The 24,652-nt window shown below is 50.5% G+C and carries 28 protein-coding genes; 20 read left to right on the forward strand and 8 right to left on the reverse strand.

What is annotated here, in order from left to right; translation table 11 throughout:
* The first annotated feature begins 17 nt into the window (after positions 1 to 17).
* The 4 genes from FFM79_RS09145 (at position 18) to FFM79_RS09160 (ending at position 3,123) form a co-directional block, all read left to right on the forward strand.
* On the forward strand, positions 18 to 884 hold the full coding sequence (locus FFM79_RS09145; protein ID WP_137643173.1) for a DUF3737 family protein: 867 nt from the start codon (positions 18 to 20) through the stop codon (positions 882 to 884).
* Positions 874 to 2,055 (forward strand): MalY/PatB family protein, encoded by a 1,182-nt coding sequence (locus tag FFM79_RS09150; protein WP_137643221.1) that lies wholly within the window; start codon positions 874 to 876, stop codon positions 2,053 to 2,055. Before FFM79_RS09145 ends, FFM79_RS09150 begins: the two co-directional genes overlap by 11 nt.
* A gap of 85 nt (positions 2,056 to 2,140) precedes the next feature.
* Entirely contained in the window at positions 2,141 to 2,464 is a 324-nt protein-coding gene (locus tag FFM79_RS09155) for a type II toxin-antitoxin system RelB/DinJ family antitoxin (RefSeq protein ID WP_225424423.1), read from the forward strand.
* A 65-nt stretch (positions 2,465 to 2,529) separates the two neighbouring features.
* Positions 2,530 to 3,123 carry an NADPH-dependent F420 reductase gene (locus tag FFM79_RS09160; RefSeq protein ID WP_137643174.1) on the forward strand — a complete coding sequence of 198 codons (594 nt, stop codon included), beginning with the start codon at positions 2,530 to 2,532 and terminating at the stop codon, positions 3,121 to 3,123.
* A gap of 884 nt (positions 3,124 to 4,007) precedes the next feature.
* Here the strand turns inward: FFM79_RS09160 and FFM79_RS09165 are convergent.
* Positions 4,008 to 4,706 carry a YjjG family noncanonical pyrimidine nucleotidase gene (locus FFM79_RS09165; protein WP_137643175.1) on the reverse strand — a complete coding sequence of 233 codons (699 nt, stop codon included), beginning with the start codon at positions 4,704 to 4,706 and terminating at the stop codon, positions 4,008 to 4,010.
* Positions 4,707 to 4,799: 93 nt separating this feature from the next.
* Between FFM79_RS09165 and FFM79_RS09170 the strand changes: the two genes are divergently transcribed.
* The 8 genes from FFM79_RS09170 to FFM79_RS09205 all read left to right on the forward strand — a co-directional run bounded on the left by FFM79_RS09170 (position 4,800) and on the right by FFM79_RS09205 (position 8,427).
* Positions 4,800 to 5,369 (forward strand): sugar O-acetyltransferase, encoded by a 570-nt coding sequence (locus FFM79_RS09170; RefSeq protein WP_137643176.1) that lies wholly within the window; start codon positions 4,800 to 4,802, stop codon positions 5,367 to 5,369.
* A gap of 76 nt (positions 5,370 to 5,445) precedes the next feature.
* On the forward strand, positions 5,446 to 5,889 hold the full coding sequence (locus FFM79_RS09175) for a universal stress protein (protein ID WP_137643177.1): 444 nt from the start codon (positions 5,446 to 5,448) through the stop codon (positions 5,887 to 5,889).
* 86 nt (positions 5,890 to 5,975) lie between these two features.
* Positions 5,976 to 6,620 (forward strand): histidine phosphatase family protein, encoded by a 645-nt coding sequence (locus FFM79_RS09180; RefSeq protein WP_137643178.1) that lies wholly within the window; start codon positions 5,976 to 5,978, stop codon positions 6,618 to 6,620.
* A gap of 74 nt (positions 6,621 to 6,694) precedes the next feature.
* The gene (locus FFM79_RS09185; RefSeq protein ID WP_137643179.1) at positions 6,695 to 7,000 is read left to right on the forward strand and encodes a hypothetical protein; all 306 of its coding nucleotides are present in this window, start codon (positions 6,695 to 6,697) and stop codon (positions 6,998 to 7,000) included.
* A gap of 26 nt (positions 7,001 to 7,026) precedes the next feature.
* Positions 7,027 to 7,281: a hypothetical protein gene (locus FFM79_RS09190; RefSeq protein ID WP_137643180.1), complete on the forward strand. Its 255-nt coding sequence runs from the start codon at positions 7,027 to 7,029 to the stop codon at positions 7,279 to 7,281.
* Complete coding sequence (locus tag FFM79_RS09195; protein ID WP_137643181.1) at positions 7,278 to 7,745, forward strand: GNAT family N-acetyltransferase; 468 nt, start codon at positions 7,278 to 7,280, stop codon at positions 7,743 to 7,745. The genes FFM79_RS09190 and FFM79_RS09195 overlap by 4 nt, the downstream gene beginning before the upstream one ends.
* A gap of 12 nt (positions 7,746 to 7,757) precedes the next feature.
* On the forward strand, positions 7,758 to 8,228 hold the full coding sequence (locus tag FFM79_RS09200; RefSeq protein WP_137643182.1) for a hypothetical protein: 471 nt from the start codon (positions 7,758 to 7,760) through the stop codon (positions 8,226 to 8,228).
* Positions 8,200 to 8,427 carry a hypothetical protein gene (locus tag FFM79_RS09205; protein WP_137643183.1) on the forward strand — a complete coding sequence of 76 codons (228 nt, stop codon included), beginning with the start codon at positions 8,200 to 8,202 and terminating at the stop codon, positions 8,425 to 8,427. Before FFM79_RS09200 ends, FFM79_RS09205 begins: the two co-directional genes overlap by 29 nt.
* A 407-nt stretch (positions 8,428 to 8,834) precedes the next feature.
* Here the strand turns inward: FFM79_RS09205 and lepB are convergent, their stop codons facing one another.
* Complete coding sequence (gene lepB / locus FFM79_RS09210; RefSeq protein ID WP_137643184.1) at positions 8,835 to 9,452, reverse strand: signal peptidase I; 618 nt, start codon at positions 9,450 to 9,452, stop codon at positions 8,835 to 8,837.
* Positions 9,453 to 9,763: 311 nt separating this feature from the next.
* Here lepB and FFM79_RS09215 point away from each other — a divergent pair, with 311 nt between their 5' ends.
* Positions 9,764 to 10,381, forward strand: a complete 618-nt coding sequence (locus FFM79_RS09215; protein WP_137643185.1) for a sugar O-acetyltransferase — start codon at positions 9,764 to 9,766, stop codon at positions 10,379 to 10,381.
* Positions 10,382 to 10,406: 25 nt separating this feature from the next.
* Here FFM79_RS09215 and FFM79_RS12660 read toward each other — a convergent pair whose 3' ends face one another.
* Positions 10,407 to 10,562 (reverse strand): hypothetical protein, encoded by a 156-nt coding sequence (locus FFM79_RS12660; RefSeq protein WP_170177434.1) that lies wholly within the window; start codon positions 10,560 to 10,562, stop codon positions 10,407 to 10,409.
* Positions 10,563 to 10,688: 126 nt separating this feature from the next.
* On the opposite strand from FFM79_RS12660, the gene FFM79_RS09220 reads away from it, so the two are divergent.
* The 3 genes from FFM79_RS09220 to FFM79_RS09230 all read left to right on the forward strand — a co-directional run bounded on the left by FFM79_RS09220 (position 10,689) and on the right by FFM79_RS09230 (position 15,286).
* Positions 10,689 to 11,390 carry an ABC transporter ATP-binding protein gene (locus tag FFM79_RS09220; RefSeq protein WP_137643186.1) on the forward strand — a complete coding sequence of 234 codons (702 nt, stop codon included), beginning with the start codon at positions 10,689 to 10,691 and terminating at the stop codon, positions 11,388 to 11,390.
* The gene (locus FFM79_RS09225) at positions 11,384 to 13,978 is read left to right on the forward strand and encodes an ABC transporter permease (RefSeq protein WP_137643187.1); all 2,595 of its coding nucleotides are present in this window, start codon (positions 11,384 to 11,386) and stop codon (positions 13,976 to 13,978) included. Before FFM79_RS09220 ends, FFM79_RS09225 begins: the two co-directional genes overlap by 7 nt.
* Before the next feature lie 72 nt (positions 13,979 to 14,050).
* The gene (locus FFM79_RS09230) at positions 14,051 to 15,286 is read left to right on the forward strand and encodes an ArgE/DapE family deacylase (RefSeq protein WP_137643188.1); all 1,236 of its coding nucleotides are present in this window, start codon (positions 14,051 to 14,053) and stop codon (positions 15,284 to 15,286) included.
* A 431-nt stretch (positions 15,287 to 15,717) separates the two neighbouring features.
* On the opposite strand, the gene FFM79_RS09240 is transcribed toward FFM79_RS09230, so the two are convergent.
* A complete protein-coding gene (locus FFM79_RS09240) occupies positions 15,718 to 16,152 on the reverse strand; it encodes a MerR family transcriptional regulator (RefSeq protein ID WP_137643189.1) in 435 nt (144 codons plus the stop codon).
* 165 nt (positions 16,153 to 16,317) lie between these two features.
* Between FFM79_RS09240 and FFM79_RS09245 the strand changes: the two genes are divergently transcribed.
* Complete coding sequence (locus FFM79_RS09245) at positions 16,318 to 16,719, forward strand: cupin domain-containing protein (protein WP_137643190.1); 402 nt, start codon at positions 16,318 to 16,320, stop codon at positions 16,717 to 16,719.
* Between the two features lie 39 nt (positions 16,720 to 16,758).
* Complete coding sequence (locus FFM79_RS09250; protein WP_137643191.1) at positions 16,759 to 17,079, forward strand: carboxymuconolactone decarboxylase family protein; 321 nt, start codon at positions 16,759 to 16,761, stop codon at positions 17,077 to 17,079.
* Positions 17,080 to 17,285: 206 nt separating this feature from the next.
* On the opposite strand, the gene FFM79_RS09255 is transcribed toward FFM79_RS09250, so the two are convergent.
* The 4 genes from FFM79_RS09255 to apf all read right to left on the reverse strand — a co-directional run bounded on the left by FFM79_RS09255 (position 17,286) and on the right by apf (position 21,135).
* On the reverse strand, positions 17,286 to 18,503 hold the full coding sequence (locus FFM79_RS09255; RefSeq protein ID WP_137643192.1) for an ABC transporter permease: 1,218 nt from the start codon (positions 18,501 to 18,503) through the stop codon (positions 17,286 to 17,288).
* The gene (locus tag FFM79_RS09260; RefSeq protein ID WP_137643193.1) at positions 18,496 to 19,395 is read right to left on the reverse strand and encodes an ABC transporter ATP-binding protein; all 900 of its coding nucleotides are present in this window, start codon (positions 19,393 to 19,395) and stop codon (positions 18,496 to 18,498) included. Before FFM79_RS09260 ends, FFM79_RS09255 begins: the two co-directional genes overlap by 8 nt.
* Positions 19,396 to 19,442: 47 nt before the next feature.
* On the reverse strand, positions 19,443 to 19,961 hold the full coding sequence (locus tag FFM79_RS09265; protein ID WP_137643194.1) for a methylated-DNA--[protein]-cysteine S-methyltransferase: 519 nt from the start codon (positions 19,959 to 19,961) through the stop codon (positions 19,443 to 19,445).
* Between the two features lie 88 nt (positions 19,962 to 20,049).
* On the reverse strand, positions 20,050 to 21,135 hold the full coding sequence (apf, locus tag FFM79_RS09270; protein ID WP_137643195.1) for an aggregation-promoting factor: 1,086 nt from the start codon (positions 21,133 to 21,135) through the stop codon (positions 20,050 to 20,052).
* A 406-nt stretch (positions 21,136 to 21,541) separates the two neighbouring features.
* On the opposite strand from apf, the gene FFM79_RS09275 reads away from it, so the two are divergent.
* The gene (locus FFM79_RS09275; protein ID WP_137643196.1) at positions 21,542 to 23,086 is read left to right on the forward strand and encodes a glycosyltransferase family 4 protein; all 1,545 of its coding nucleotides are present in this window, start codon (positions 21,542 to 21,544) and stop codon (positions 23,084 to 23,086) included.
* Positions 23,083 to 24,594, forward strand: coding sequence for an accessory Sec system glycosyltransferase Asp1 (gene asp1, locus FFM79_RS09280; RefSeq protein ID WP_137643197.1), 1,512 nt, complete (start codon positions 23,083 to 23,085; stop codon positions 24,592 to 24,594). The genes FFM79_RS09275 and asp1 overlap by 4 nt, the downstream gene beginning before the upstream one ends.
* Positions 24,595 to 24,652 lie beyond the last annotated feature (58 nt).

Raw genomic sequence — 24,652 nt, forward strand, 5'->3', positions numbered from 1 at the left:
AAGAAGGAAGTTATCAAATGAAAACCATTAACCAACAATTTTTAACGGGGGAGCGGGCCCTTTTTAAAGCCCACGACCTCCAAATTAATAATACGACCTTTGCAGATGGTGAATCGCCGCTCAAAGAAAGTCGCAATGTTAACTTAAAGCAACCGATTTTTAAGTGGAAGTACCCGTTATGGTACAGCAAGCACGTGACCGTTGATCACGGCTTGTTTGAAGAAATGTCGCGGTCGGGGATTTGGTATACCGATGACATTACGATTACGAATAGTACTTTGCAGGCGCCGAAGTTATTCCGGCGGGCCCGGCAAATAAAACTGGATCACGTCCACTTTTCACACGCTGAGGAAACGTTGTGGAACTGCCAGGATATCGAATTAAACGACGTTCAGGCTAACGGCGACTACTTTGGAATGAATAGTCAAAATATTTCAATTAATCACTTTAACTTGGTTGGCAACTACGCGTTTGACGGCGCTAAAAATGTTGAAATTCATAACGCCACGCTGATGACGAAGGACGCCCTGTGGAATTGTGAAAACGTGACGGTTTATGATTCGCAGATTATTGGCGAATACTTGGGCTGGAACTCGAAACACATTCGCTTCGTTAACTGTACGATTGAAAGCGACCAGGGTCTGTGTTACATGGACGACGTGACGCTCGAAAACTGCACGTTGCTCAACACCGACCTCTCCTTTGAATACTGCAGTAACATTGATGCGGACGTTGTTTCAACGATTGATAGTGTTAAGAACCCCATTAGTGGTAAAATTCACGCAACCGCAATCGGTAAGATTATCATGGATGATTCTGAAATTGACGCTACGCAGACGACCATTAGTGTTGACCAAGAAAGCCGTGCCCCGCATGCCGTATGATTTTGAAACCGTCTTAAACCGCCGGCACACGAACTCCGTTAAGTGGGATGTCGGTGCCGATGAACTGCCCATGTGGGTGGCTGACATGGACTTTCAGACCGCCCCAGCCATCACCAACGCGTTAGCCAAGCGCGCCCAGTTTGGCGTTTTCGGTTACGAAGAAGTACCAACGGCTTACTACCAGGCGGTTGCGGATTGGTGGGCCAGCGAACACCACTTCCGGCCGCAACTAGACTGGTTAATGTTTTGTACTGGCGTGGTTCCGGCAATTAGTTCAATTGTGCGTAAAATGTCAGCGCCTGGAGATAACGTGCTCGTTCAGGCCCCTGTGTATAACATCTTTTACCACTCGATTGAAAATAACGGTCGCCACACGCTTGCCAGCAACTTGGTTGATAATGGTGACCAGTACGCGATTGATTGGGACGACCTTGAACGGAAACTAGCCGATCCGCTCACGACCATGATGATTTTGTGCAACCCGCAGAATCCAATTGGCATCGTGTGGTCCCGGGAAACGCTTCAGCGCATTGGGGACTTGTGCCTGCGTCACCACGTTTTTGTCGTCGCCGATGAAATCCACTGCGACCTAACGTTAAACGGGCAGGAATACGTCCCGTTTGCGTCCTTGACGCCCGCGGTTGCGGCGAACAGCGTCAGCTGTGTTTCTCCCAGCAAGACCTTCAACGTGGCGGCCCTGCACGCGGCAACCTTGATCATGCCGGACGCCCACGTACGCGCGCTAATCAGCCGCGCCATCAACAATGACGAGCTAGCCGAACCCAATTCGTTCGCCATTCCTGGCAGCATTGCCGCCTACACGGACGGCCACGAGTGGCTCCACGCGCTCCGCGCCAAAATTACGGCTAATCAGCGCCAGGTGCAAGCCTTTGTGACTGAGCAGCTACCGCTGGTAAAAGTGGTTGAGGCGCAAGCCACCTACTTATTGTGGCTCGATACGCGGCGGGTCGCTACTGACAGCGCGGCACTTGCCACTGATATTCGCAAACGCACCGGCCTCTTCCTGTCGGCCGGGGACGTGTATCGCGGTGACGGCGCCCACTTCTTACGGATGAACGTGGCCTGTCCAACGAGCCAACTAACGGACGGCCTCAACCGCTTGAAGGTGGGCATTGACGCGTACGTGGCCGAGCACCCGGTTAAGGATTAAGTTAATGAACGGTTCCCTTGATGGGGAGCCGTTTTTTTGCTGTAAAGCCGGTGTAACCATATCGATCATTTTGTAAGACCATCGAGTGTTGATTACGTGCAGTTCGTGGTACCTTATTTTTGAGATGATTGCGATGAATAGTGCTAAGCAACAATGTTCATCGATTGTGGTAGAAATTGAGCGGACGGATCAAATTAAAGCAACGACAATTTTTAAATCATTAGGCTTAGATCTCCCAGCGGCCATTAATCTCTTTATCCGACAAAGTATTATTGAAGGCGGGTTACCATTTGAAATTAAGGATGATTTTGAAAGTGTCGCGAATCAGGCGGAATTGCAGCGGCGCTTTGAAAAGGCTGCCAACCATCAAGGGGTGCGTTCCCACCAACTTTTAGATGATAAGGACTAAGAATAAGCTTATTAAGTGCAGTCCGGCCATTAGTTCGTTATCCTTTAGTTAGGATGGTGATAGAGATGGAAATTGGAATTGTAGGCGCAGGCACGGTTGGAACCGTTTTGGCGCAAACGTTTGCGCGTGGTGATAATCAGGTTTATCTGAGTCGTCGTCACGGTGCGGAAAGTCTAGCTGCGCGGCGGGATGAGTTTCCCGCGAACGTTGAATTTGTTGAAGTCATTACGGCGTTGCAGCAACCGCTAGTCATTATGGCGGTACCGTTTGAGCAGGCGCCGGCGGTCTTAGAGCTGATTAAGGATTACGAGCAGCGAATCGTGGTGGACGTGACGAACCAGTTTACGGCGGACTTTAAGAAGATTGTAACGAAGCCGTTGACGGGGAGTGAGGTTTTGGCGAAGTCGGCGAATAATGCGCGGATGTTAAAGGCGTTTAATACGTTGCCGCCGAAGTATATGGATGGACACGTGGCGGGGCCTGGTAAGCGGGTCTTGTTCTATGCGGGAGATGACCGGGCGGCGAAGAAGGAGTTCGCGGCGTTGGTGAAGCCGTTGAATTTCCACCCGGTAAACTTAGGTCGGTTGCGGCATGGTGGTAGTGTGATGCAAGTAGGTGGTGGTTTGGGGAATACGCATTTTGTAGAGTGTGAGGAGTGACGGGTTGATGCTGAGCACTGCCTAGACAGTGGCATGACGCGGTTTTGGCGTTGGGCCGCTGTCGTAGCAGGCGCAGGCGTCAGTCACTCCGAACACGTTTCGGCAATGTTGCAGGACAGTGGCTAGCGTAGCTAACCGCAGGACCAAGTCAGCCCGAACACGTTTCGGCTATAAGGCAGGAGAGCACTATTGCGGTTTTGGCGTTGGGCTACTGTCGTAGCTAACCGGAGCTCCCAGCTTGATTGAGCACATTTCAGCGAGTTTCGAGTACGGCCCCAATTTACCAAAACAATACCAGACTTTTGCTGAAAATTGATGATAGGTAGTGTTCCGGTCTGCTAAGCTTAATTCAAGTTTCATTAGTTAACGCCGAAGAAAAATATCTGAATCAACAAAGCGACCGTGACATCAGTCACAGCCGCTTGTATGTTCCTAAATATTAAGGTTCTATTGATATATGGTGCTGATTTGCTAAGAAGGATGCCAATTGAATTTATAATTAGTTCGCTATGACTACTGGAATAAGTAAGCAATTATATTTAATTTAATTCAGTAACCGTTCTGCGGAATCAGCTTCATTAATTGGTTCTTAACTAAAGCAAACCGTTAAACTCAGTATAAAAACCAGTCTAGCCAGCAGCGGGTGTAACCATGGCTCAACTGCGAAATTATTCTTAGCTGGAAGTGGGTTGCTTCCGGCTTAGAATAAGGCTCGAATTTGAGATTGCTCAGTGGTTTTCTGAGTGAGCTTAAATCGATGCCCGTAGTGTTCCAGCCACCCGGTTACACCCGCTGCTGGCGGCAATTTCAATCCCAATTGGCTAATAGCCAAAATCATTAATTTTGAAAACAACGTACGAGCTAACCACGGTTCGTGCGTTTCGTTACATAAGTGGGAGCCCTAAAATAAAGGCCTGTATTTGATCAAAGTTGACGGCCGTATAAGTCGGTTCAACAGCGCCAGCTGGGTGCGGTGTCGCGCTCGGATTATACCAAATTGTGGATAAGTGGGCCCGCTGACCGCCGGTGATATCGGAACGCAAACTGTCACCAATCATGACGGTATTGTGCGGCGTCATCTGTGGATAAGCCCGCTCGATGGTTTCAAAAAAGCGGACGTCCGGTTTATCGTGACCAACGGTTTCAGAAATGAAGATGTGCTCGAAGTAGGGCCGTAAGTGTGCGCCAGTGATGCGGCTGAGTTGGGTTTGCCGCACTCCGTTGGTGCCAATGAGGAGCGTCACGCCAGCTTGCTTCAAGTTGGTGAGAAGTTGGCGGACGCCCGGAAACGTCTGGGTGCCCTGACCAAGTAAGGTCATGTAATCCCGTTGGGCTTGAACGCCGTCAACCGCGAGCCCCAGTTCGTGAAACGTGATGGCAAATCGGCGGTTCAAAAGTTGGTCGCGGTTGGCGCCTTGTTCAATTTCCCGCCAGACGCGATCATTATAGTGCCGGTAAACTTGGACGGCATGGTCTAAGTCGGGGACGTGGTAGCGTTTCAAGAGGGTAGTTAAACTCACTTGCTCCGCTTGGTCAAAGTCTAATAAGGTATTGTCGAGGTCAAAAATAGCGAATTGGTACATGTCATCACCGCTTTTCTGAATGATAAGCTCATCATACAGCAATTCGACAGAGTGTGGTATGCTTAAACTACTAATTTACGAAGGAAGTTAATTATGGAAATTGATAATGATTCAGCCTATCAGCAGATGATCAACGGGGAACTGTACTTAGAATCGCCGATTTTACAACGACAACGGCGGACGATTCGCCGGAAGCTAATGCAGTATAATCAGATTGTTGATAACGATGAACGGAATCAGTCAATCAAGGGGCTTTTGCGCTCAGCCGGGGATCGATTCTTTGTCGAACCGACCTTTGAATTTAGTTACGGTGTGAACATTACGATTGGCGACCACTTTTACGCGAACCACGGGGTCACGATTTGTGACGAAGGGTTGGTTAAGATTGGGAACGACGTTAAGTTTGGGCCCAAGGTCGGGCTCTACACGCCGCAACACCCGCTTGATCCGGCGGTTCGGCGAACGGAAGCTGAACGAACGGCGCCAATTACGATTGGTAACGACGTTTGGGTCGGCGGGAGCGCCTGCATCTTGCCCGGCGTTACCCTTGGAAACAACGTCATTGTTGGGGCGGGCGCGGTTGTGACCCATTCATTCCCAGATAACGTGATTATTGTTGGCAACCCGGCTCGAGTTTTGAAAGCCAATCCGCCGAAGGACTAATTGACAATTCGGCCGGAATCGATGAAAATAAAGCTGTAAAAGTTCTAAATTTTTCTATGCGAGGAGCGGTTGTGTCATGGCAACGATGAGTCCTAAAGAATTTAAACATATTTTAGTTGGGGTTGATGATTCGGAAGACGCCCAGTTAGCTTTTCGTTACGCGATTAATCGCGCGAAGGCGGACGGTGCGAAGTTGACGATCGTCTCGATTTTGGAACAAGATAACATGAACGTCTACGAAGCGATGAGCAAGGACTATGTCCATGGAAAGCGCGCGGATCTCGAAGCCCACGTCTTGAAGTATAAGGCGCTTGCAGAACGGTACGGGGTTCAAGACGTGAACGTGGTCGTCGATGAAGGCGATCCTGGTGAAACCATCGTCAAGGACATTATTCCTGCGTTGAAGCCGGACCTGCTCGTAATTGGGTCGGTTTCAAAGCAGGGGGTGCGTAAGTATTTTGGATCGCAGGCGGCCTACATGGCCAAGCACGCGTCCATTTCAGTTTTAGTTATTCGTTAAACAAGTCGTAACAGGGCGGGCAATCCGGCGAGGTTGCCCGTCTTTTCTATAAGGACGTTGTGAACTACATTTGAAAGAGGAACGTTATGAAATCAATTACGCTTTACTTAGTTGTTGCGGGAGCAACGTATTTTAATCAGTTGGACCGCTTTCAGGGGTGGAGTGGCACCCCGTTAACCCCCACGGGAAAAATGGCGGTTGAAACGCAAGCCCAACAGTTACGCCCGGTTCAATTTGCAACGGCGGCGACGGATGATACGAGCCGTGGGCAGCAGACGTTAGACCTACTGTTACGGCATAACGAGTCAGCGGTGATGCCACAAGCGCTGGAAGACTTACGCGGCCCGTTTTACGGCGGCTTTGAAGGCCAAGAACGTGCGGCCGTTTGGTCGGGATTTGCGACTAAGCTTGGCTACGCCAGTGACGCGGCCTTTGCGGCGGACCAAACGCCGAGTGAGTTACAAACGCTATTACATGATCATGATGCGGCCAGGCTAGCCGAAAACGGGGCTGAGTTTTGGCACCGGTACTTACGCGGTTTGACCACGGTCTATACCGAGGTCGCGGCGCAAACGAACGTCCTACTAGTTGTTGACGGAGCGGTGGCCCGCATGATTCGGTACCTCGCGACTAAGCAATTACCCGCGGCCCGGACGATTGCGCCTGCTAGTCTGACCGTTGCGACCTTCGACGGTCAGACGTTTCAACTACTAACTGAGTCGAAAGACTAGTCGGCTTGCAGTTAAACGAAAAATGCGCTAACGTGGTAGCGAAATAAATAAATTTATAATGAGGGGTTTATCAAATGCAAGTCAGTGTAATTACGAGTGTCGTTGCCGGTGAAACGACGGTTAAAACCGAAGCGGTTGAAGCGTTCATCAAGGCACTAAGCGACCAACTTGGGGAAAAGTTTACGATTAGTTTAGACGCGGACTACGGTCAAAGCTTGACCGACCAAACGGCCGACGTCTACCTAGTTTACTTTGGCGCCCAGGCGAACTTAACGCCGCAACAGCGCAGTCAAATGATTATGTTCTTCTCGGATGATGATATTAACAACCAAGCAATTGGTCGGTTTGTGGATATGTTACAACAATTGGACAAGCACTAAGCACTTGTCCACAGGGGGGGCGCGTTATGATTTTTATGATTGGTCTCATCACAATTGTGCTTGCGGTATTGGAAGAATGGGTCTTTTCAGCGAGCCGTCACTTTTGGGTTGGCGGGATTGCCCCCATTCTTTGGACGGTCGCGTTGGCCATACTCGTCCTAACCAATGCGCCCCAACTAACGGCGCGTGAATACGGGCTGGCGGTAATTGCGGTGATTATTCCGTACGTCTGTTGGGGGAATGGTTATCAGAAACATGCGGATCGGCGGCGAGCAAAATGACCGTCACGGTGCGCTTCGTGCGGGCCGCAACGGTCCCACGCCAATTATTATTAACGGCTGATCCGGATTGGAACCACGTGCAGACCTACTTAGCCACGGCGGACTGCTACGGCGCGTTCGTCGGCTCAGTGCTAGCCGGTGTAATCGTGGTGGCCCCACAAACTAATACCAGCCGCGAAGTGGTCAACTTAGCGGTCCAACCAGCCTTTCAACATCAAGGCATTGCTAAACTGTTGCTGGCCGCGGCAATTGATGCCGCTCACCAGGACGCGCAATGTGCGGCGCTTGAAGTCGGCACGGGGAATTCGTCGTTGCGGCAACTGGCACTTTACCAGCGCGCCGGGTTTGAAATGCAGACGGTTTGGCCAAACTATTTTGTGGAGCATTATCCACAGCCGTTGTTCGAAAATCAAATTCAATGTAAACACATGGTGCGGTTACGGTTGATAACTGCAACCGAGTAGGAGGTGGCCCGATTGTGGCGCGCAAATAATTTGATCAGCAGTTGGTTTTACGGTGCAATTGCGGTCTTTATCGTAATGTTTTTTACAGCCAAGCAGGAAGTTAACCACATCGTCCTGCAATTTAATCCGTTAGTGATCTACAGCTTGATCTGTGCGGTCGGGCTGTTTCCAATCGTCAAGTACCGCTGGCCGAAAGTCTTTCAAATTTGGCGGAAAACGCCAAAAGAAGCGCCGAGCACGCAACCCGATGATGACCAGATTATTCAGGATTCTGGGCGGCCCTGGTCGGTTCCTGCTAAGCGGACGAAGCCCAAGCCGAAACCCACGGCCCTAACGCCGCAGGTTGAAGCCAAAAGCGACTTCATGGACGGGTTCATTAATTTCTTTAAAAATATTTTGATGGCGTTAATTTTAGTTCTGATTAGTCCGTTCGTTTGTGGCTTTTTCTGGGTCCATGATCGTCGAACGGGAGGGCGTCATTAAGCGCGAACGTCAGGTCAGCCGGTGGTTAGTTCCCATCATGACGGTGATCGTCTTAGCTGGCTTGGCGCTTGTCCGTAATAGTCAGTGGCAACAGTTCGTGGCGTTACTGATTGGCTTAATTTTAGTTGATCAGTGCCGGCCGGGGCGGTATTTAAATCACCTAGTTGTCCACTTATTGACAAAACGGTCGTCGAAGTAAAAAAAGTTATCCCCAGTGGATAACTTTTTTGCGTTCAACGTTATTGACAGGCTTTGAACTGTGTCGAATTAAGTAAATCGTGAGAAATTTAGAAAACCACCGGGTGCGCTTTTATTCGCATCCGGTGGTTTAGATGGTTTAGATGGTGTTGGGGTGATGCCTTGCTTGCGATATAGCCGAAACGTGCTCCGGGCCAACTGACGCCTGCGCCTGCTACGATAAGGCTACAATGCCAAAACCAGGCATCATGGCCTTGTCTAGGTAGTGCTCAGCGGTTCACTGCGATATAGCCGAAACGTGTTCGGCCAGACTGGTCCTGCGGTTAGCTACGCCACCGGCACCATGCACAACCCGCATCGCACCGGTGGCTAGGCTAATCCTCAGACCAACCCGTCTGGCCTCACACTCTATGGCTCATACCCATTAATAAATTCCTTCCGTGCCTGCCACGGCCAGGCCTTTACCACGCCAATCATTTCATCCTTAGGGACCAATCCCCAATAACGGCCATCATTCGACACGCTTCGGTGATCCCCCATCACGAAGTAGTACCCCTTCGGCACCTTGTTCGTCTTGAGTGACTTCTGCCACCCCTGATTATGACTCAAACTCGTCAACGTCCAACCCGCCACCTTGCTATGCTTGTTCGGCATGAAGGTTCCAGTCGTCCGCTGGTACTTATTCTTTAAATACGTCTGCTTAACCAACTTGTTGTTGACGTACAACTGACCTGAGTCGGTATACCGTACGGAATCACCGGGCATCCCAATGACTCGCTTCACGTAGACCGCCTTCTTATCCGTTTGGTTCGGGTCGACCCCGTACGCGTTGAAAACGACGACCGAACCAGCCTTGACGGGACTGGTTTTGAACGCCACCACGCGTTCGCTGTCCTGTAAGTTAGGCTGCATTGAAGTCCCGTCGACTCGGACCATGGTAAACCAAAATTGCCGAATGAGGAGGGCGATTCCCAGACCGACGACGATCGGAATGACCCAGCTCATAATAGATTTAAATGTTTTCACAGTTTTAACTCCCTTAGATGGTGTGTATAACTCACATTATATACGATTGCTTCGCCAGCGTGCACCTAAAAGCCATAATCAGTTAAAAAAAATACGTCGAACCGCACCCCCAGTAACTTGCGCATCGGCCTTAAATTGAGAGGGCTTGCAAAATGAGCGTAAATTTGGTTAACTAAGCGGGAACGCCAGTAACTATACTGGACCAAAACGCTAGAGCGTGTGCCGAGAGTCGGTTAGCTGGTGAGCAGAGCCAGCTGACTTTTGACGCGCGTTTCGGCTATTAACATTCGAAAACGCACGGAGGAAAAAAGATGACTTCACAAAAAGAACGCATGACTAGTGGGCGCCTGTACGTGGCGGCCGACGTTCAATTAAAACGCGAAATGCACCAAGCTCGCCGGTTGACCCGGCAGTTTAACGCCTTCGATGAGGACCATATTGCGGAACGCCAAGCACTGTTGCCCCAATTGTTTAAGCACTTTGGCGCTGGCGGCTACGTTGAACCACCGTTTCGGACGGACTACGGGTGCAATACGACGATTGGCGAACACTTTTATGCCAACTACGACGCAATCTTAGTTGACTGCGCCCCGATTACGATCGGTGACCGGGTACTGTTTGGTCCGCGGGTTGGTTTATATACCGCTAGTCATCCAATTGACGCCGTTATTCGGGGCGAAGCCCTTGAATACGCCCAACCGATTACGATTGGGAACGACGTTTGGCTGGGAGGTAACGTCGTGGTTAACCCCGGCGTCACTATTGGGAATAACGTTGTAATTGGCTCAGGTTCAATTGTGACTCACGATATTCCGGATAACGTGGTTGCGGTTGGAAACCCGTGCCGGGTGTTGCGCCCGATTACGGCTGCCGACCACGAAAAGTGGGCACGCGAAAAAGCGGCGTATTTTGCCAGTTTAGACGACTAACGCCGGTCGCGGTTGAATGATTTTTTTACGAACGCTTGGAATCGTTATGGTTCTTAGCGTTCTTTTTGTCGTCGCGCTCCTTTTTCTCGATTTTACGGAAAAAGAGCGTATTCAGAAAGTACGTGAAGGCAATCATGAAAACGGCGAGCATTAGTAAGGTAAAAACGACTTGGGTAACCATGTGGCGCCTCCTTTGAAAGGTTACTTTCATGATACGGCCAACGGGGCATCTTGGCAACTTGCTAGCCAGGGTGGTCGAAAGTACGGTATGATAAAAGGTGCAAACGGATACATAGGAGGGCGCAAAATGGCATATATTGAAGTAGTGAAAGAAACCCGAACGTTTCAAAACGGTGAACAGACGACCGTCGCCAACCGCGACATTTCGTTTGAAGTGGCCCAAGGCGCGGTCGTGACAATCTTGGGTCCGAGTGGCGCGGGTAAATCGACCTTGCTCAACATTCTCGGGGGAATGGATAGTCCGACGAGTGGGCAGGTGTTGATTGATGGGGCCGACGTTAGCCAAATGACGGCCCGCCAGTTAACGACGTACCGCCGGCAAGATGTTGGCTTCGTTTTTCAATTTTATAACTTAGTTCCGAACTTAACCGCCCGTGAAAACGTGGAGTTGGCGTCTCAAATTACGAGTGACGCCCTCGACGTTGATGAAGTTTTAGAATTAGTCGGTTTAACGCACCGGGCCAACAACTTTCCGGCCCAATTATCTGGTGGTGAGCAGCAACGGGTTGCAATTGCCCGGGCAGTGGCTAAAAAGCCGAAACTGTTACTCTGTGACGAACCGACCGGGGCCCTGGACTATCAAACTGGTAAGCAAGTGTTGAAAGTTATTCAGGACGCGGCGAAGCAGACTGAGACGACGGTGATTATCGTGACCCATAATAGTGCGATTGCGCAAATGGGCGATCAGGTTATTCGAATTAACGACGCCCAAGTTCAATCGGTTGAACACAACGCGCACCCGGTGCCACTTGCCGAGATTGAATGGTAGGGGGTGGCGGATTGACAACAGTTTATTTAAAAGCCATTTTCCGTGAAATTTGGGCGTCGAAGGCCCGCTTTGCCTCAATTTTATTGATTATTTTCTTAGGGGTTGCTTTTTATACGGGAATTCGGGCAACCGGTCCCGATATGTCACAGGCCGCCCACGATTATTATCAACGGCAGCGGTTAGCGACGAATAGCGTCCAGTCGACGATGGGCCTCACGTCTGCCGATACGCAGGCGTTAGCCAAACATAAAGCTGTTTTGCGGTACCAGTCGGCGAAATACGTGGACGTGAATCAGCTTAATGATAACCGGGTCGTGCGGGTCAGCGAATTGCCAAATAAGCAACGCTTGAACCGCCTGCGGGTCGTTAGTGGCCGTCTCCCTAAGCGCGCTAACGAGGTCGTGCTGGATAACCACGCCCGGAAGTTACAGCCGAAGTTGAAGCTGGGGAGCACTTATCGAATCGACAGCACGACGAAACTAAATCAGCAGTTTAACCGCCGAACCTTTAAGGTGGTGGGGTTCGTGAACTCGCCGCGGTACGTGGAAAACATCAGCCGCGGGGTGACCAACGTGGGTAAGGGCACGCTGGATTACGTGGTGTATACCCGGCCGGACACCTTGAAGCAGACGGTGGCGACCCGGATCGACGTTCAGTTTAAGAACTTGGACCACGTTGCGCCGTATTCGGCAACTTATAAACGGTTGAATAAACAAAACACCCGTCAGTTGAAAAAATGGCTGAAACCGCAAGCGGCTAAGCGCCAGCAAAGCCTGCAACAACGTGCGGCCGCTAAGATTGACCCGTTGAAGCAGACGGTGGCGCAGTTACAGACCCAGTTGCCCGCGAACGCGCCGCAACTGGTCAGCCTGCAAGCGCAATTGAAAAAAGCGCAAGCGCAAGTCAATGCGATTGAAAAGCCAACGTACCTGTACAGTGACCGCAGTGATAACCCGGGGTATACCGAGTATCATGAGAACACGCAACGTATCGTGGCGCTGTCAACGGTCTTCCCGCTGTTCTTCATTGCGATTGCCGCGTTGATCTGTTTGACGACCATGACGCGGATGGTCGAGGAATTGCGTCTGCAAATGGGGACCTTAAAAGGGCTCGGTTATTCGAACGCGGCGATTAGTGCTGAGTTTATGATCTATGGTGGCCTGGCTGCGTTACTGGGGACGTTTTTCGGCGTGTTGTTCGGGGTGAACTTCTTCCCCCGGTTCATCGCTCAGGCGTACGGTAGTATGTATAATTTGCCGGCAATTAACGTCCAATACTTGTGGGGTGACATTGGCATTGCGCTAGCGATTGCCTTACTGTGCACGTTAGGAACCGCACTCGTGGTCTTACGGGTCGATTTACGGAGTTTACCGGCCCAGTTGTTACAGCCCAAGGCCCCGAAAGCCGGCCAAACGTTACTCTTGGAACGCTGGCACGGCCTATGGCGACGCTTGAGTTTTAACCATAAAATTACGTTGCGGAACTTGTTCCGTTACAAGCAACGCCTACTAATGACCGTACTCGGAATCGCGGGCTGTATGGCGATGATGATCACTGGGTTTGGTTTGAAAGACTCGATTGGCGACATTAGTGTTAAACAGTTTAATCAGCTGTGGCACTACGACGCAATCGTGACCCGGAGTGGCCAGGAAACCAAGGCGCAGCAGCGCGCCCTGGCGGATGCCGATTTATACAAGGGCAGTTTGAAGCTACGCTCTAAGCAAGTAACGGTCAAACAAGCCGGTGTGGCGGAACAAACGGTGACCTTGAACGTGCCCGCTAAGCCCCAGCAGTTACACAAATTTGTCGTTTTACGGGACCGTCAGAGTCACCGTGGTTACCAGTTGGGCCAAACTGGCGCGGTGATCGATGAAAAGCTGGCGAAACTGTACGACGTTCAGGTTGGCGACAGCATTCGGGTTAAACCAGCTGGTCAGGCAGCTAAACGGGTCAAGGTGGCGGCAATTGCCGAAAACTACGTCAACCACTTTATTTACATGAGTCCAAGTTATTACCAGCAGGTCTTTAAGCGCGCGCCCGTTTATAACAGTAATTTAGTCCAGTTAACGAGTACTAACGAAAAGCGCGGCAACGCGTTTGCAAATCAATTATTGAAGCAAAAGGGCGTCGTCAACGTAACGCTAATGAAGACGGAACGCGAGACGAACTTCAAAATGCTCGACAGCATGAACCTGGTCGTCTTAATCTTCGTGATCTCGGCGGGGGCGTTAGCGCTGGTTGTTTTATATAACTTAACTAATATCAACGTTTCGGAACGCATTCGCGAGTTATCGACAATCAAGGTGCTTGGTTTCTATGACGGCGAAGTGACGATGTACATTTTCCGCGAAAACCTGATTTTGACGGTGCTCGGAATTTTGGTGGGGTGCTTCTTTGGTAACTGGCTCCACCGTTACATTTTGACTACGGCTGAAACGAACGCGCTGATGTTTTCACCGGACATCCACTGGCTCAGTTACGGCTATTCGGCCTTATTAACGATGGCCTTTAGCTTGTTGGTCATGTGGGTGATGCACCGTAAATTGAAACATGTTAACATGTTGGACGCGCTAAAGTCAGTTGATTAGAATTGACCGATTGAAACGGGCGCCTAAAAGCAGGATAATTAAGTTATTAATATTATTGGGGATGAAGTCGGGATGGATGAAACGGTTCAAGCATTAGTCGATATCGTTAAAATGGAGAGCGTCAATGATCACGAGGCGCCGATTGCGGACTACCTCGCAGCTTTGTTTGCAAAGCACGGGATTGCGTCCAAACAGATTGAATACGCACCGGGACGGACCAGTTTAGTTGCCGAAATTGGTGACGGGCAGGGGCCGGTAATTGGTTTTGACGGTCACGAAGACACGGTTGCGCTTGGTGATCCGGCCAAGTGGGCGAGTGACGCCCTGGCTGCCGAGATTAAAGATAACCGGTTGTACGGCCGCGGCGCGACTGACATGAAGTCGGGGTTATTAGCGGGGGCGTTTGCCTTGATTCGCTTGCACGACCAAAATGTGCCGCTCCACGGGACGCTACGTTTCATGGCGACGGTCGGCGAAGAAGACGGGCACTTAGGTGCTGAGCAACTTGTTGAGCTAGGTTACGCGGATGAGATGCAAAGTGTCATTGTCGGTGAACCGAGTGGTGCGGATAAGCGGCTGTTGATGCAAAAGCCAATTCAGGCGATGCTCGGGGTCGACGCTACGGTGGCTGAAAAAATGATGGCGGCCAACCCAACGAGCGAGCAACACTTTATTGAGTTGGCCCACAAGGGGTCGCTGACCTTTACGGTGCGCTCCAAGGGGGTTGCGGCCCACAGTTCGATGCCGGAAATTGGTCAAAACGCAATCGACCAGTTGATGACGTATTATCAAAAACAGAACGCCTATTTTGACCAGTTTAAGACGACGGTCAACCCGGTCTTAGGCGCAACCGTGCCGGTTGTGACCTTGATCAAGGGTGGCGAACAAATCAATACGGTCCCCGCCAGTGCGGAAATGGGTGTCAAGATTCGAACGATTCCGGAACTTCGGAATGACCGGATCATCGCGGACTTGCAGGCGATTATTGACGATTGCAACGCAGCGGGCGGTCAATTATCGATGGATATTTCTAGCAGTTTCTATCCGGTGCACACGCCGGAAGAAGCGTCGCTAGTTCAGTTAGCTAAGAAGGTCGGGGAGCGCGTCTTAGACCAACGGTTGCCTTACTTTGGGGCACCGGGTGGGACTGACGCTTCATCCTACATCGTGAAGAATGAGCAGATGCAGATTATTGTTTTTGGCCCCGGTAATATTACGGCGCACCAAGTTAACGAGTACGTTGACTTGGACATGTACCAACGCTTTATTCAAATTTATCAAGAAATGATGACGCAGTTGTTAGCATAACAACGACGAAATGAAAAAACGAGTCCCGTGATGGGGCTCGTTTTTTGTAGGTTCTGTACCGATTAGTGTTGATATGCCGTCAGCAGCGGGTGTAACCGGTTGGCTGGAACACTGCGGGCATCGATTTGAGCTTACGGGGAAACCCACCCCGCAATCTCAAATTCGAGCCTTATTCTAAGCCGGAAGCAGCCCACTTCCGGCTTAGAATAATTTCGCAGTTGAGTTATGGTTACACCCGCTACTGGCTAGTCATGCCTTAATAAGAGGCTTTACGGTTGACTTTAGTTTAACCTCTATCGAACGGTTCAACCTGTTTGACCGCTTATTATGTTAAGCATAATGAGTTGTTGAAAACTCAACTGGCATCTTTTTAATAGATTAACACCACTTATCATAGAGCCTTTCTTTTATGGAAACTATTTTAATTGCGGCTATTCATGGTGTCCAAACCGCTTCAAGTAAGTTGCAAAATCCTCCGGGTCATCCGTTACGCCCGCTTCCTTTTCTTCGTACCAGTTGATCTTGTCGTTTAAGATCTGTAAATGGTGCTGAACTTCGTTAAATTGCACTAGGAAGTCCGCTTTGACCTTTTGAAGGAGGGCCAGGCGTTGGGGGATGGTTTCGTCACCCTCAGCACGCCATAAAACGTATTGTTTGAGTTCGCTAATACTCATCCCAGTTCCCTTAAGGTGTAGTAGAAATTTAACCCAGTTAACGTCGTTTTCCTGGTAATAGCGTCGCCCATTCGTACTGCGATGTGGTTCGATTAAGCCTTGCGCTTCATAGTAACGAAGCGTCGGGGCGGTTAAACCAACCGCCTTCGCAAAGTCGCCAATTGAATAGGTAGAATCCGTAGTAGTTGTCATACTTAGCCCACTTTCTTAAAGTTACTTTAGGTTGATAATAGCACGTTAATTTGTTTTAGCAAGTTTAAGCTTTGTGGTTGACTTAAAGTGCACTTTAAGATGTAAGCTATCCATATTGATTGTAAAACCTACCAAGTTAATAACAACTAAAGGAGTCTTTATTTTATGACAGCAACCAAACCTAGCGGCGTTTTTGGCCTTGGCGAAAAAAACGTGGCCTACCAACAATACTTTATTGGAACGAGTTACCTACAACATTTAGGTGGCGATGATCAGACCGACGTTAACGTCAGCAACGTTACCTTTGAACCCGGATGCCGGAATAACTGGCATATTCATCACAACGGCTATCAAATTTTACTCGTTACGAGTGGTGAAGGCTGGTACCAAGAAGCTGGCAAACCCGCGCAATTGTTACGAGCTGGTGATAGCGTGACGATTCACGAGGGCGTCAAGCACTGGCACGGGGCAACCAAGGATAGTTGGTTTACCCACGTGGCTATTACTAAGGGGACTAGCGAATGGTTAGAACCCGTTGATGACGCTACTTATGCCAAGTTAGGCTAAGCACATCATTTAATCGAAATTCAGATAGGAGGACTCAAGATGACAGTTAAACAAACTGCAGGACGTGACAACTTAGGCGACTTAGCACCGAAATTTGCCGAATTAAACGATGACGTTCTATTTGGTGAAGTTTGGTCCCGGGAAGACCGACTTAATTTACGTGATCGAAGCATGATTACCATTGCCAGTTTAATGACGAGTGGCAGTTTTCCCCAACTCAAAGCCCACTTTAAAATGGGTAAGGACCACGGCATTACGAAGCAGGAAGCCGTTGAAATCGTGACCCACTTAGCATTTTATGCTGGTTGGTCAAAAGCGTGGTCCGCAATGGGCTTAATTAAAGAAGTTTATGGTGATTAATATTGAAAGTGACGGGGCGGTAACAAAAGTTACGGCCTTGTTTTGTTTTTCAGAGGACAACGTTTAAGTACGATTGCTGGAACCCGGGCCAGCTTCTTAATGATGGGGGTTGCGGTTCTCGTTATTTTACTGCTGAGTTTAAGTTTACCCCGGCGGCAACCAAAAAACGGGCGGGGGCACTAGGCTCCCGTCCGCTGGATAGTGACTTATTTTAATTGTAGGCCGCGTTTGAAGTTCCCCCACAGGCCGAGGTCGTCAGTTTGAAGCATCAGACCACCGTAAATCCGGCCAATGTAGAGCATGCTGCCGATGATGGTAACAATCAGTAAGCCGAGCGCAATGACCGCTTCGATCATCGTCGCGTTCCCGTTGATTAACCGTAACGGCATCAGGTACGAGGAGAAAAACGGCACGTACGAGAAGACCGTTACGAACGGGCTGGTTGGGTTACTCTGAAACGCAAAGGCCACTGCAAATGTCAGTAAGTTCAGGTAAACGACTGGCTGAGCGGCTTTACCAGCGTCCTCGACCCGCGTAACCAGGGCACCGCAAAAGGCGGAAATGATCGTGTAGAGGAGGACGGCCAGCAGTGCGAACAGTAGGTTGATTGAGAGTAAGTTATGCAAAACTTGCGAAATCACGTCAACGTTTTGCTGCCAGAAGTCGGCCGTTAAACGGCTGCGTTCAGCTAACTGAACAACTGCAATCCCACCAATTAAGTAAACGAGGAGTTGGGTGCAGATGACCAGCAGCACCCCGTAGACCTTGCCGTTAAAGTATTTACGCGGCGTGGTGCTCGAGAAAATCACTTCCATGATTTTGGTGCCCTTTTCGGCGGCAATTTCCTGGGCAGTGATTGACGAGTAGGTCGTTAAAATTAAGTAAACGAAAAAGACAATGATGTAAAAGGAGACCCGCTTGGCAATTTGATCCGAAGCGGTCTTTTTTTGTAACCGTTGTTTGAATTGCGGTTGAACCGCGAGCGCCTGCGTTTGGTTAGGCGTTAGCTGGGCGCGTTGCAAGTTAAGTTGGGCTTGCGCGGTCGTTAAAAAGCGCTGAATTTTAGCTTGCTCACCGCTGCTGAGCTCGTCCGGACCGTGGTAGGTTGCCGTGACGCGTTGGCCCTTAGTCGCTAACACGAGGTACCCGTTGATGTCGCCGCGCTTCGTTGCTTGTTGGGCGCGTTTTTGGGTCGTGTATTTAGACGTTGTGGCGACGTCGCTTGATTTAATGAAGCTCTTGCGGAGCGCGGTCTGACTACTGATGATGGCCACGTCACTCTTCGCCGCGTCGGGAACCGCAAAGTACGAGATTCCGAAGGTGAAGGCGATGAACAGGAAGGGCATCAAAACGAGCATTAGGAAACTCCACGACTTGATTTGGCGGAGGTAAGTTTCGGTGGTGACAATCCAAGTTTTATTCATGTTGAGGCCCCCCAGCTTCTGTCCGGAAAATTTCGTCTAAGGTTGGCGGTTGCTGACTAAATTCACGGATGTAGTGGCCAGCCGTGACCTGGTCAAAAATCGCTTCACCAGCCGTTGCGTCCGCCAAGCGTAATTGGTAGCGCTCCGTTCCCAACGGTTTAACGTCAATGACGCCGGGGAGCGCGGCTAAGCGGTCCGCGGACCAGTCGGTCGTTAAGAATAGGCGGGTCCGTCCAAACTGTTCACGAACGCCGTCAATCGTGCCGTTTAAAACGACCTGACCGTTGCGTAACATCACTAACGAATCGCAGACTTCTTCAACGTTACTCATATCGTGGCTAGAAAAGATGATGGTCGCGCCGCGCTTTTTAGCGTCAATGATGGCGGCTTTCAGCAGGTCGGCGTTGACCGGGTCCAAACCACTAAAGGGTTCGTCCAAAATAATGAGTTGGGGATCGTGAATGAGGGTGCAAATCAGTTGAACCTTTTGTTGGTTCCCCTTCGACAGATTTTTGATCCGGTCGTTGGGTTGGCCCTTCACGGCAAAGCGTTTCATCCAGGACGCAATCTTGGACTTAGTGACGTTGGCGGGCTGATTTTTTAGCCGGGCTAAGTACACGATTTGTTGGGTAATCGTCAGTTTCGGCATCAGACTGCGTTCCTCGGGTAAGTAGCCGATTTGATCGTAGTCGCTTGCTGAAAGTGGCTGGCCATTCCAGGTAATCTGGCCATCAAAGCTCAAAAAATTTAGGATGCTGTGAAAAGTAGTTGATTTCCCAGCACCGTTTTGACCGATCAAACCCATGATTTCCCCGTCATGGACGTCAAACGAAACGTTGTTTAACGCTTTAACCGTGCCAAAGGTTTTACTAATATTGGTAACCGAAAGCATTGGGGGTCCCCCTTTAATTGAATTACTTTAATCATGACATAGTTGACTTACTCGGGCAAGCTTGTACGCGTTTTAATCGTGCGCGCTTCAAGCGCAAGTAGCGCCCGTTTCATTGGTAGGCCACCGCGGTAACCACCCAGGGTGCCATCTTGCCGCACAACGCGGTGGCAGGGGGTCGCAATTAAACAAGGGTTGCGGGCAATCGCGTGGGCAACGGCCCGGACCGCGGTTGGTCGGTTTAGTTGCAGGGCCACCTGTTGGTAGCTGACTTGTTGCCCGTACGGAATGGTGCGCAGGATGGCCCAGACTTGGCGCTGAAACGCCGTTCCGACCGTGTCATCAAGGGGCGCGTCGAAGCGTAGCGTTTTCCCGGTTAAAAAGTCCCGCAGAACCGCCTGCGCGGCCTGATTCGCATTAGGTTCGACCGTCGCCGTCGCGGCTGGGAAAAAGTCCCGCCACTCATCCTTAGGACCATTCGCCCGGCCAACGAAGGCCAAGCCGTTAGCCGTCTGACCGAGCCAGTAAGTTTGGGTTGCAATTGTCGTTTGCGTGAGGCTTAGGTGCACGTGAATAACCGCCTTTCTTAATCAAAAAGGGTGATTACCAACCAAGTTAGTGATCACCCTCATAAAAATTCAACTGTTAGCGGACTAGTTAGTACCAGCCGTTATTTTGCCAGAAACTCTTGGCTGAGGACCATGAACCGTAACGATTTTGAACGTAGTTGTTCGCCGTTGCTTCTTGGTTTTCAGCGGAGTAGTCACCGTTGAGGAGTGACTTTGTTAACTGGTACTTACCATAGTAGTTTCCGTTGGTGGCGCTGTATGACCCGCCGGATTCCTTATTAGCAATCCAAGCTTGAGCGGACGATTCGGTCGTGCTGGTGGTGCTAGTAGCCGTCGTTGAAGCGGACTGTGCTTGACTAGCAGCGGTCGACGTTGCCGCGGCAGACGAAGCGGGTGCCGAACTGGTTGCGGTTGAAGTCGCGGTTGGACGGGCACTTTGGCTTGCTGCCTGACTCGTCTTAGTTTGGCTTGCTTGGCTGGCCGGTGCGGTTGCGCGGGCGCCCATTGGGACCCACCGCCGTTGCTGGGCCGGTTGCTTAGCGGCGGAAGTTGCTGAACTTGGTGCCGCTGATGATGGCGCCTGACTAGCTTGACTTGCCTGACTAGCTTGACTAGCCTGACTCGCCTGGCTCGCTTGACTCGCTTGACTAACCGGTGCCTGACTAGCTGGCGCTTGGCTAACTAGTGCTTGACTAACCGGTGCCTGACTAGCTGGCGCTTGGCTAACTGGTGCCTGACTAACCGGTGCTTGGCTAGCTGGTGCCTGACTAGTTGGCGCCTGACTAGCTGGCGCTTGGCTAACTGGTGCCTGACTAACCGGTGCTTGACTAGCTGGCGCTTGGCTAGCTGGCGCCGTGGAAGCAGGCGCTGCGGCTGAAGCTGGTTGAACGGTCGTTGTTTGGACCGTTGCCGGTTGCGTCGTCGTTGACTGGGTCGTCGCTTGAGTTTGTGCCGCGCCGTTAACTTCTAATTGATCACCAACATAAATTAAATTAACGTTCTGCAAGTGGTTGGCTTGTTGAATAGCGCTAACTGTCGATTGATGGTCTTCAGCAATTTCGCTAACGGTGTCGCCAGCTTTGACGGTGACCGTGTCCGCGTTGGCCGTCGTTGCACCAACGGCGATTAAGCCGGTGGCTGCCAATGAAGATAAAATCATATTTTTAATTTTCATCGAATTACTTCACCCCTATTATTAGCTGTGATTTAGCTTAAATTGTACCATCATGGAAGCGTTTCGTTAAGGGCTAATGTGAAATTGACCGCAAAGAATGACCCCAGAGCCGCACTCCTTAGAACGGGCGTTCGCCGTTGGCGGGGCGCGGTTGGGATAACTTGTTGATGAATTAGCTAAAAACCAAACAATTCACTGCTATTATTAGTCAATTATTATTATAATATAGAAGGAAGCCAAGTTCAGGCGTACCCCCGGGTTTACGGGGATTGCCAAGTGGGCTTGCGAACACTGGCCATTAAAAGCGTATAAAATGGTAAAGTTGTGGCGCATTGCCCAACACGAACCCTTGGTTTTGTTATAATCAGAAACAATTAGTAACTGACTTTGTGAGGGAGAGAATTATATGTATTATTTTGTTAATACTAGTATCAATCCCAAGAAATCCGGGATCGAACACGCGCAAATGAAGCGGTTGGCACTGTTTAATCAGCGCCACGTACCAGCGAAAATGGTGACCCGCTTCTTTTCATTATCACTGCACCAAACCTTAAAGACGGCTGGCATTGCCACCGACAATCAAATTAATTTATTTGATTTTGTGCAGCACTCGACGCGGTTTAAGCCAGTCAAATGTACCATTGCGGATTTGCACTTGGCCCCCGATTTACGGGTTGAGCCGGATGGTGATAATTATCAAGTCTATCAAAATAACCAACTGCTAATGCGGGTAAATACTTTTAGTGGCACCGCTAAGCAGCTGAATAATGTTCAGTATTATGATCAAAATGGCAAACTCGTTAAAACTGACTGGTACGATACCCGCGGTTTTAAAGGGCTTGAACAGTTTTACACTTTTGACGGCCAGGTGGCGACGGAACAAGTTTTTGCGCCGGACGGGCACGTCGTGTACCAAACGTTTCACATGGCTGACCGCCAAAACCACGTGGAAAACTCGCTGTACCGTTTCATTGACTATGGTGGTCAGGACTGGTCGTTTACGGGGGAAACTGCGATGACGACCTTCTTTTTGGACGAATTAAACCGCAAAACGCCACAGTCGGTCTTCGTGATCGACCGGACCTACGAACTGGCCTACGCGGCGTTGCACATGCGGACTAAGGCGTTTAAGGTGATGCACCTGCACAGTAACCACGTCAACGATCCGTTACACCCGCAAACGGCGAGTCTTAATTTTAACTATGCTTATGCGATTCATAACTTAGATCAGTGGAACGGCGTGATTGCGTCGACGGATGAACAGACGGCCGACTTTACGACCCGTTTTGGTAAGCGGCCACCGGTTTACGCGATTCCAGTTGGGATCGTTCCGGATGCGGTATTGAACGCGCCGCACCCGGATTGGCAGCAACGGACGCCGGGGAAGGTCATTTTTGTGGCCCGTTTAGCGGAAGAAAAGCAGCAGGATCAAATGCTACGGGCGTTTAAAAAGGTCCATGAGGCGCTCCCGGAAGCGACGCTGGACTTTTGGGGGTACGCGAACGGTGATACCGGTAAGCAACTCCGGCAACAAGTGCGCGCGCTCCATCTCAGTCGGGTCGTTAAGTTTAATGATTACACGACCGATTTAACCGCCGTATATAACCACGCCCAATTAGCAATGTTAACGTCGCGGGCGGAAGGCTTTGCGCTGGCATTATTGGAAGGTCAAGCCCACGGGGTGCCGCAGATTGCCTACGATGTGAAGTACGGACCGCGTGATATCATTCGCGACGGTCAAAACGGACGCCTGGTACCGGTCAACGACGAGCAGCAGCTTGCTGACGCGATGATTGATTTGCTACAATCACCAGCTAAAATGCAAGCGTTTAGCAAGCAGGCTTACCAGGATTCACAGCGTTACGGTACCGACGCCGTTTGGCAGCGGTGGCAACCGCTAATGGCGGATGCCAAGCGTTTCTATCAGTCAGCAGAGGGGGCCGCAAAATGATTTTTTTCGTTAACCAATACCTAATGGCGTTGAATTCGGGCGTGGAACACGCCGAGTTCAAACGGTTGCAGCTTTTTAAGGCTCATCAGGTGCCGGCCCAACTGGTGACTCGCCAGTTTGATGGATTGTTGCATCAAAATATGCGGCGCTTTAACTTAACGGACGAGCAGGTCGTTAACTTGTTCGACTTTTTCCGTGGAACGCAGAATTACGACCAGCGAGTGGTTCGGATGGCGGACTTGAACTGGCCAGCCGCCTACGACATTAAGCCGAATCCTAACGTGAGTCAGGTTTTAGCTGGTGACCGGCTCGTAGCGAAGGTCCACTTCGTTCCGAGCACCGTGGGTCACGTTTATTACATTGAAATTTTCGATAAGTTCAATAATCGCGTTCAACGCACCGACTATGATGAGCGCGGTTTTAAAGCTCGCGACCAATTTTACGCGCCGAGTGGGGAAGTCATTACCGACTTGTTTTACCGGCCGGATGGGACCCGCTTCGCGGAACAATATTACGCCCACGACGCAAACGGTCAAAACGTGGTCACGCTGTGCAAATTGATTGGCTATCAGGGGCGTGACTATTACTTCAACGGTGAACAGGAGTGGTACCGCTTCTTCTTAGACGAGCTCAATCGGCAGGCTGGCGGTCACAACACCTTTATTGCGGACCGGCCGCTGGCAGCCCAGTATCCGGTAATCAACATGCAAACGCCAGCTAAGAAGTACTTATGGTTGCCAACGCCGCACGCGGTCGATCCGCGTGATCAGGTTTACTCGAACTTGAACGGTGCCTACGTTTACGGCATTCACCAGTACCTGACATCGTTGGACGGGCTGATTACGAGTACCGCGCAACAAAAGGCCGACTTGACCCAGTGGTTAGGGGGGGCGCCTAAGCGGCCCATTTTCACCGTTTCGGCGGCGGTGGTCAGCGCTGAACAAGCCAACCAGGAACCAGTTCCGATGGCACAGCGCCACCAGCATGAAATTATTTATACTGGGCGGGTTGATCAGGAGCGCCGAGTCGATCAGTTAGTGACGGCCTTCGCCCAGGTTAAAAGACGCATCAAAGACGCGACCCTGGTGATTTACGGGTACGGCAACGCCGTCGACGCCTTAAAGCAACAGGTCGCGCAACTCGAATTGACGGCTGCCGTGCAATTTCCGGGTTATCAGCCAGAACTGCGCGCCGCCTACGATGAAGCCGGCGCCTACGTCTATACCGGCGTGAGTGACGCCCAACCGCTCTCATTAGTAGAAGCGCTGAGCCATGGTGTTCCGGTGGTGGCCTATAATATTAATTATGGCCCGAAGGACGTCGTTAAGGACGGCCAAAACGGTTACCTAGCTAAGGATGGTGTGGTAAATCAGCTAGTTTCGGGGTTAACGAAAATTTTGGAGAGCCCGAAACGGCAACAACGGTTGAGCGATGGTGCCTACCGGAGTAGCCGCAAGTACGCTGACGACGTCGTTTGGCAGCAGTGGCAAGCGGTGCTGGCGCGCTAATTTAATAGCAGTTTTTGAAATGAAAAAATTAAACAGAATTTTTCCATTAATAGCGTCG

Origin of the sequence: Lactiplantibacillus modestisalitolerans, from assembly GCF_005405425.1 — a bacterium.
Lineage (GTDB): Bacteria > Bacillota > Bacilli > Lactobacillales > Lactobacillaceae > Lactiplantibacillus > Lactiplantibacillus modestisalitolerans.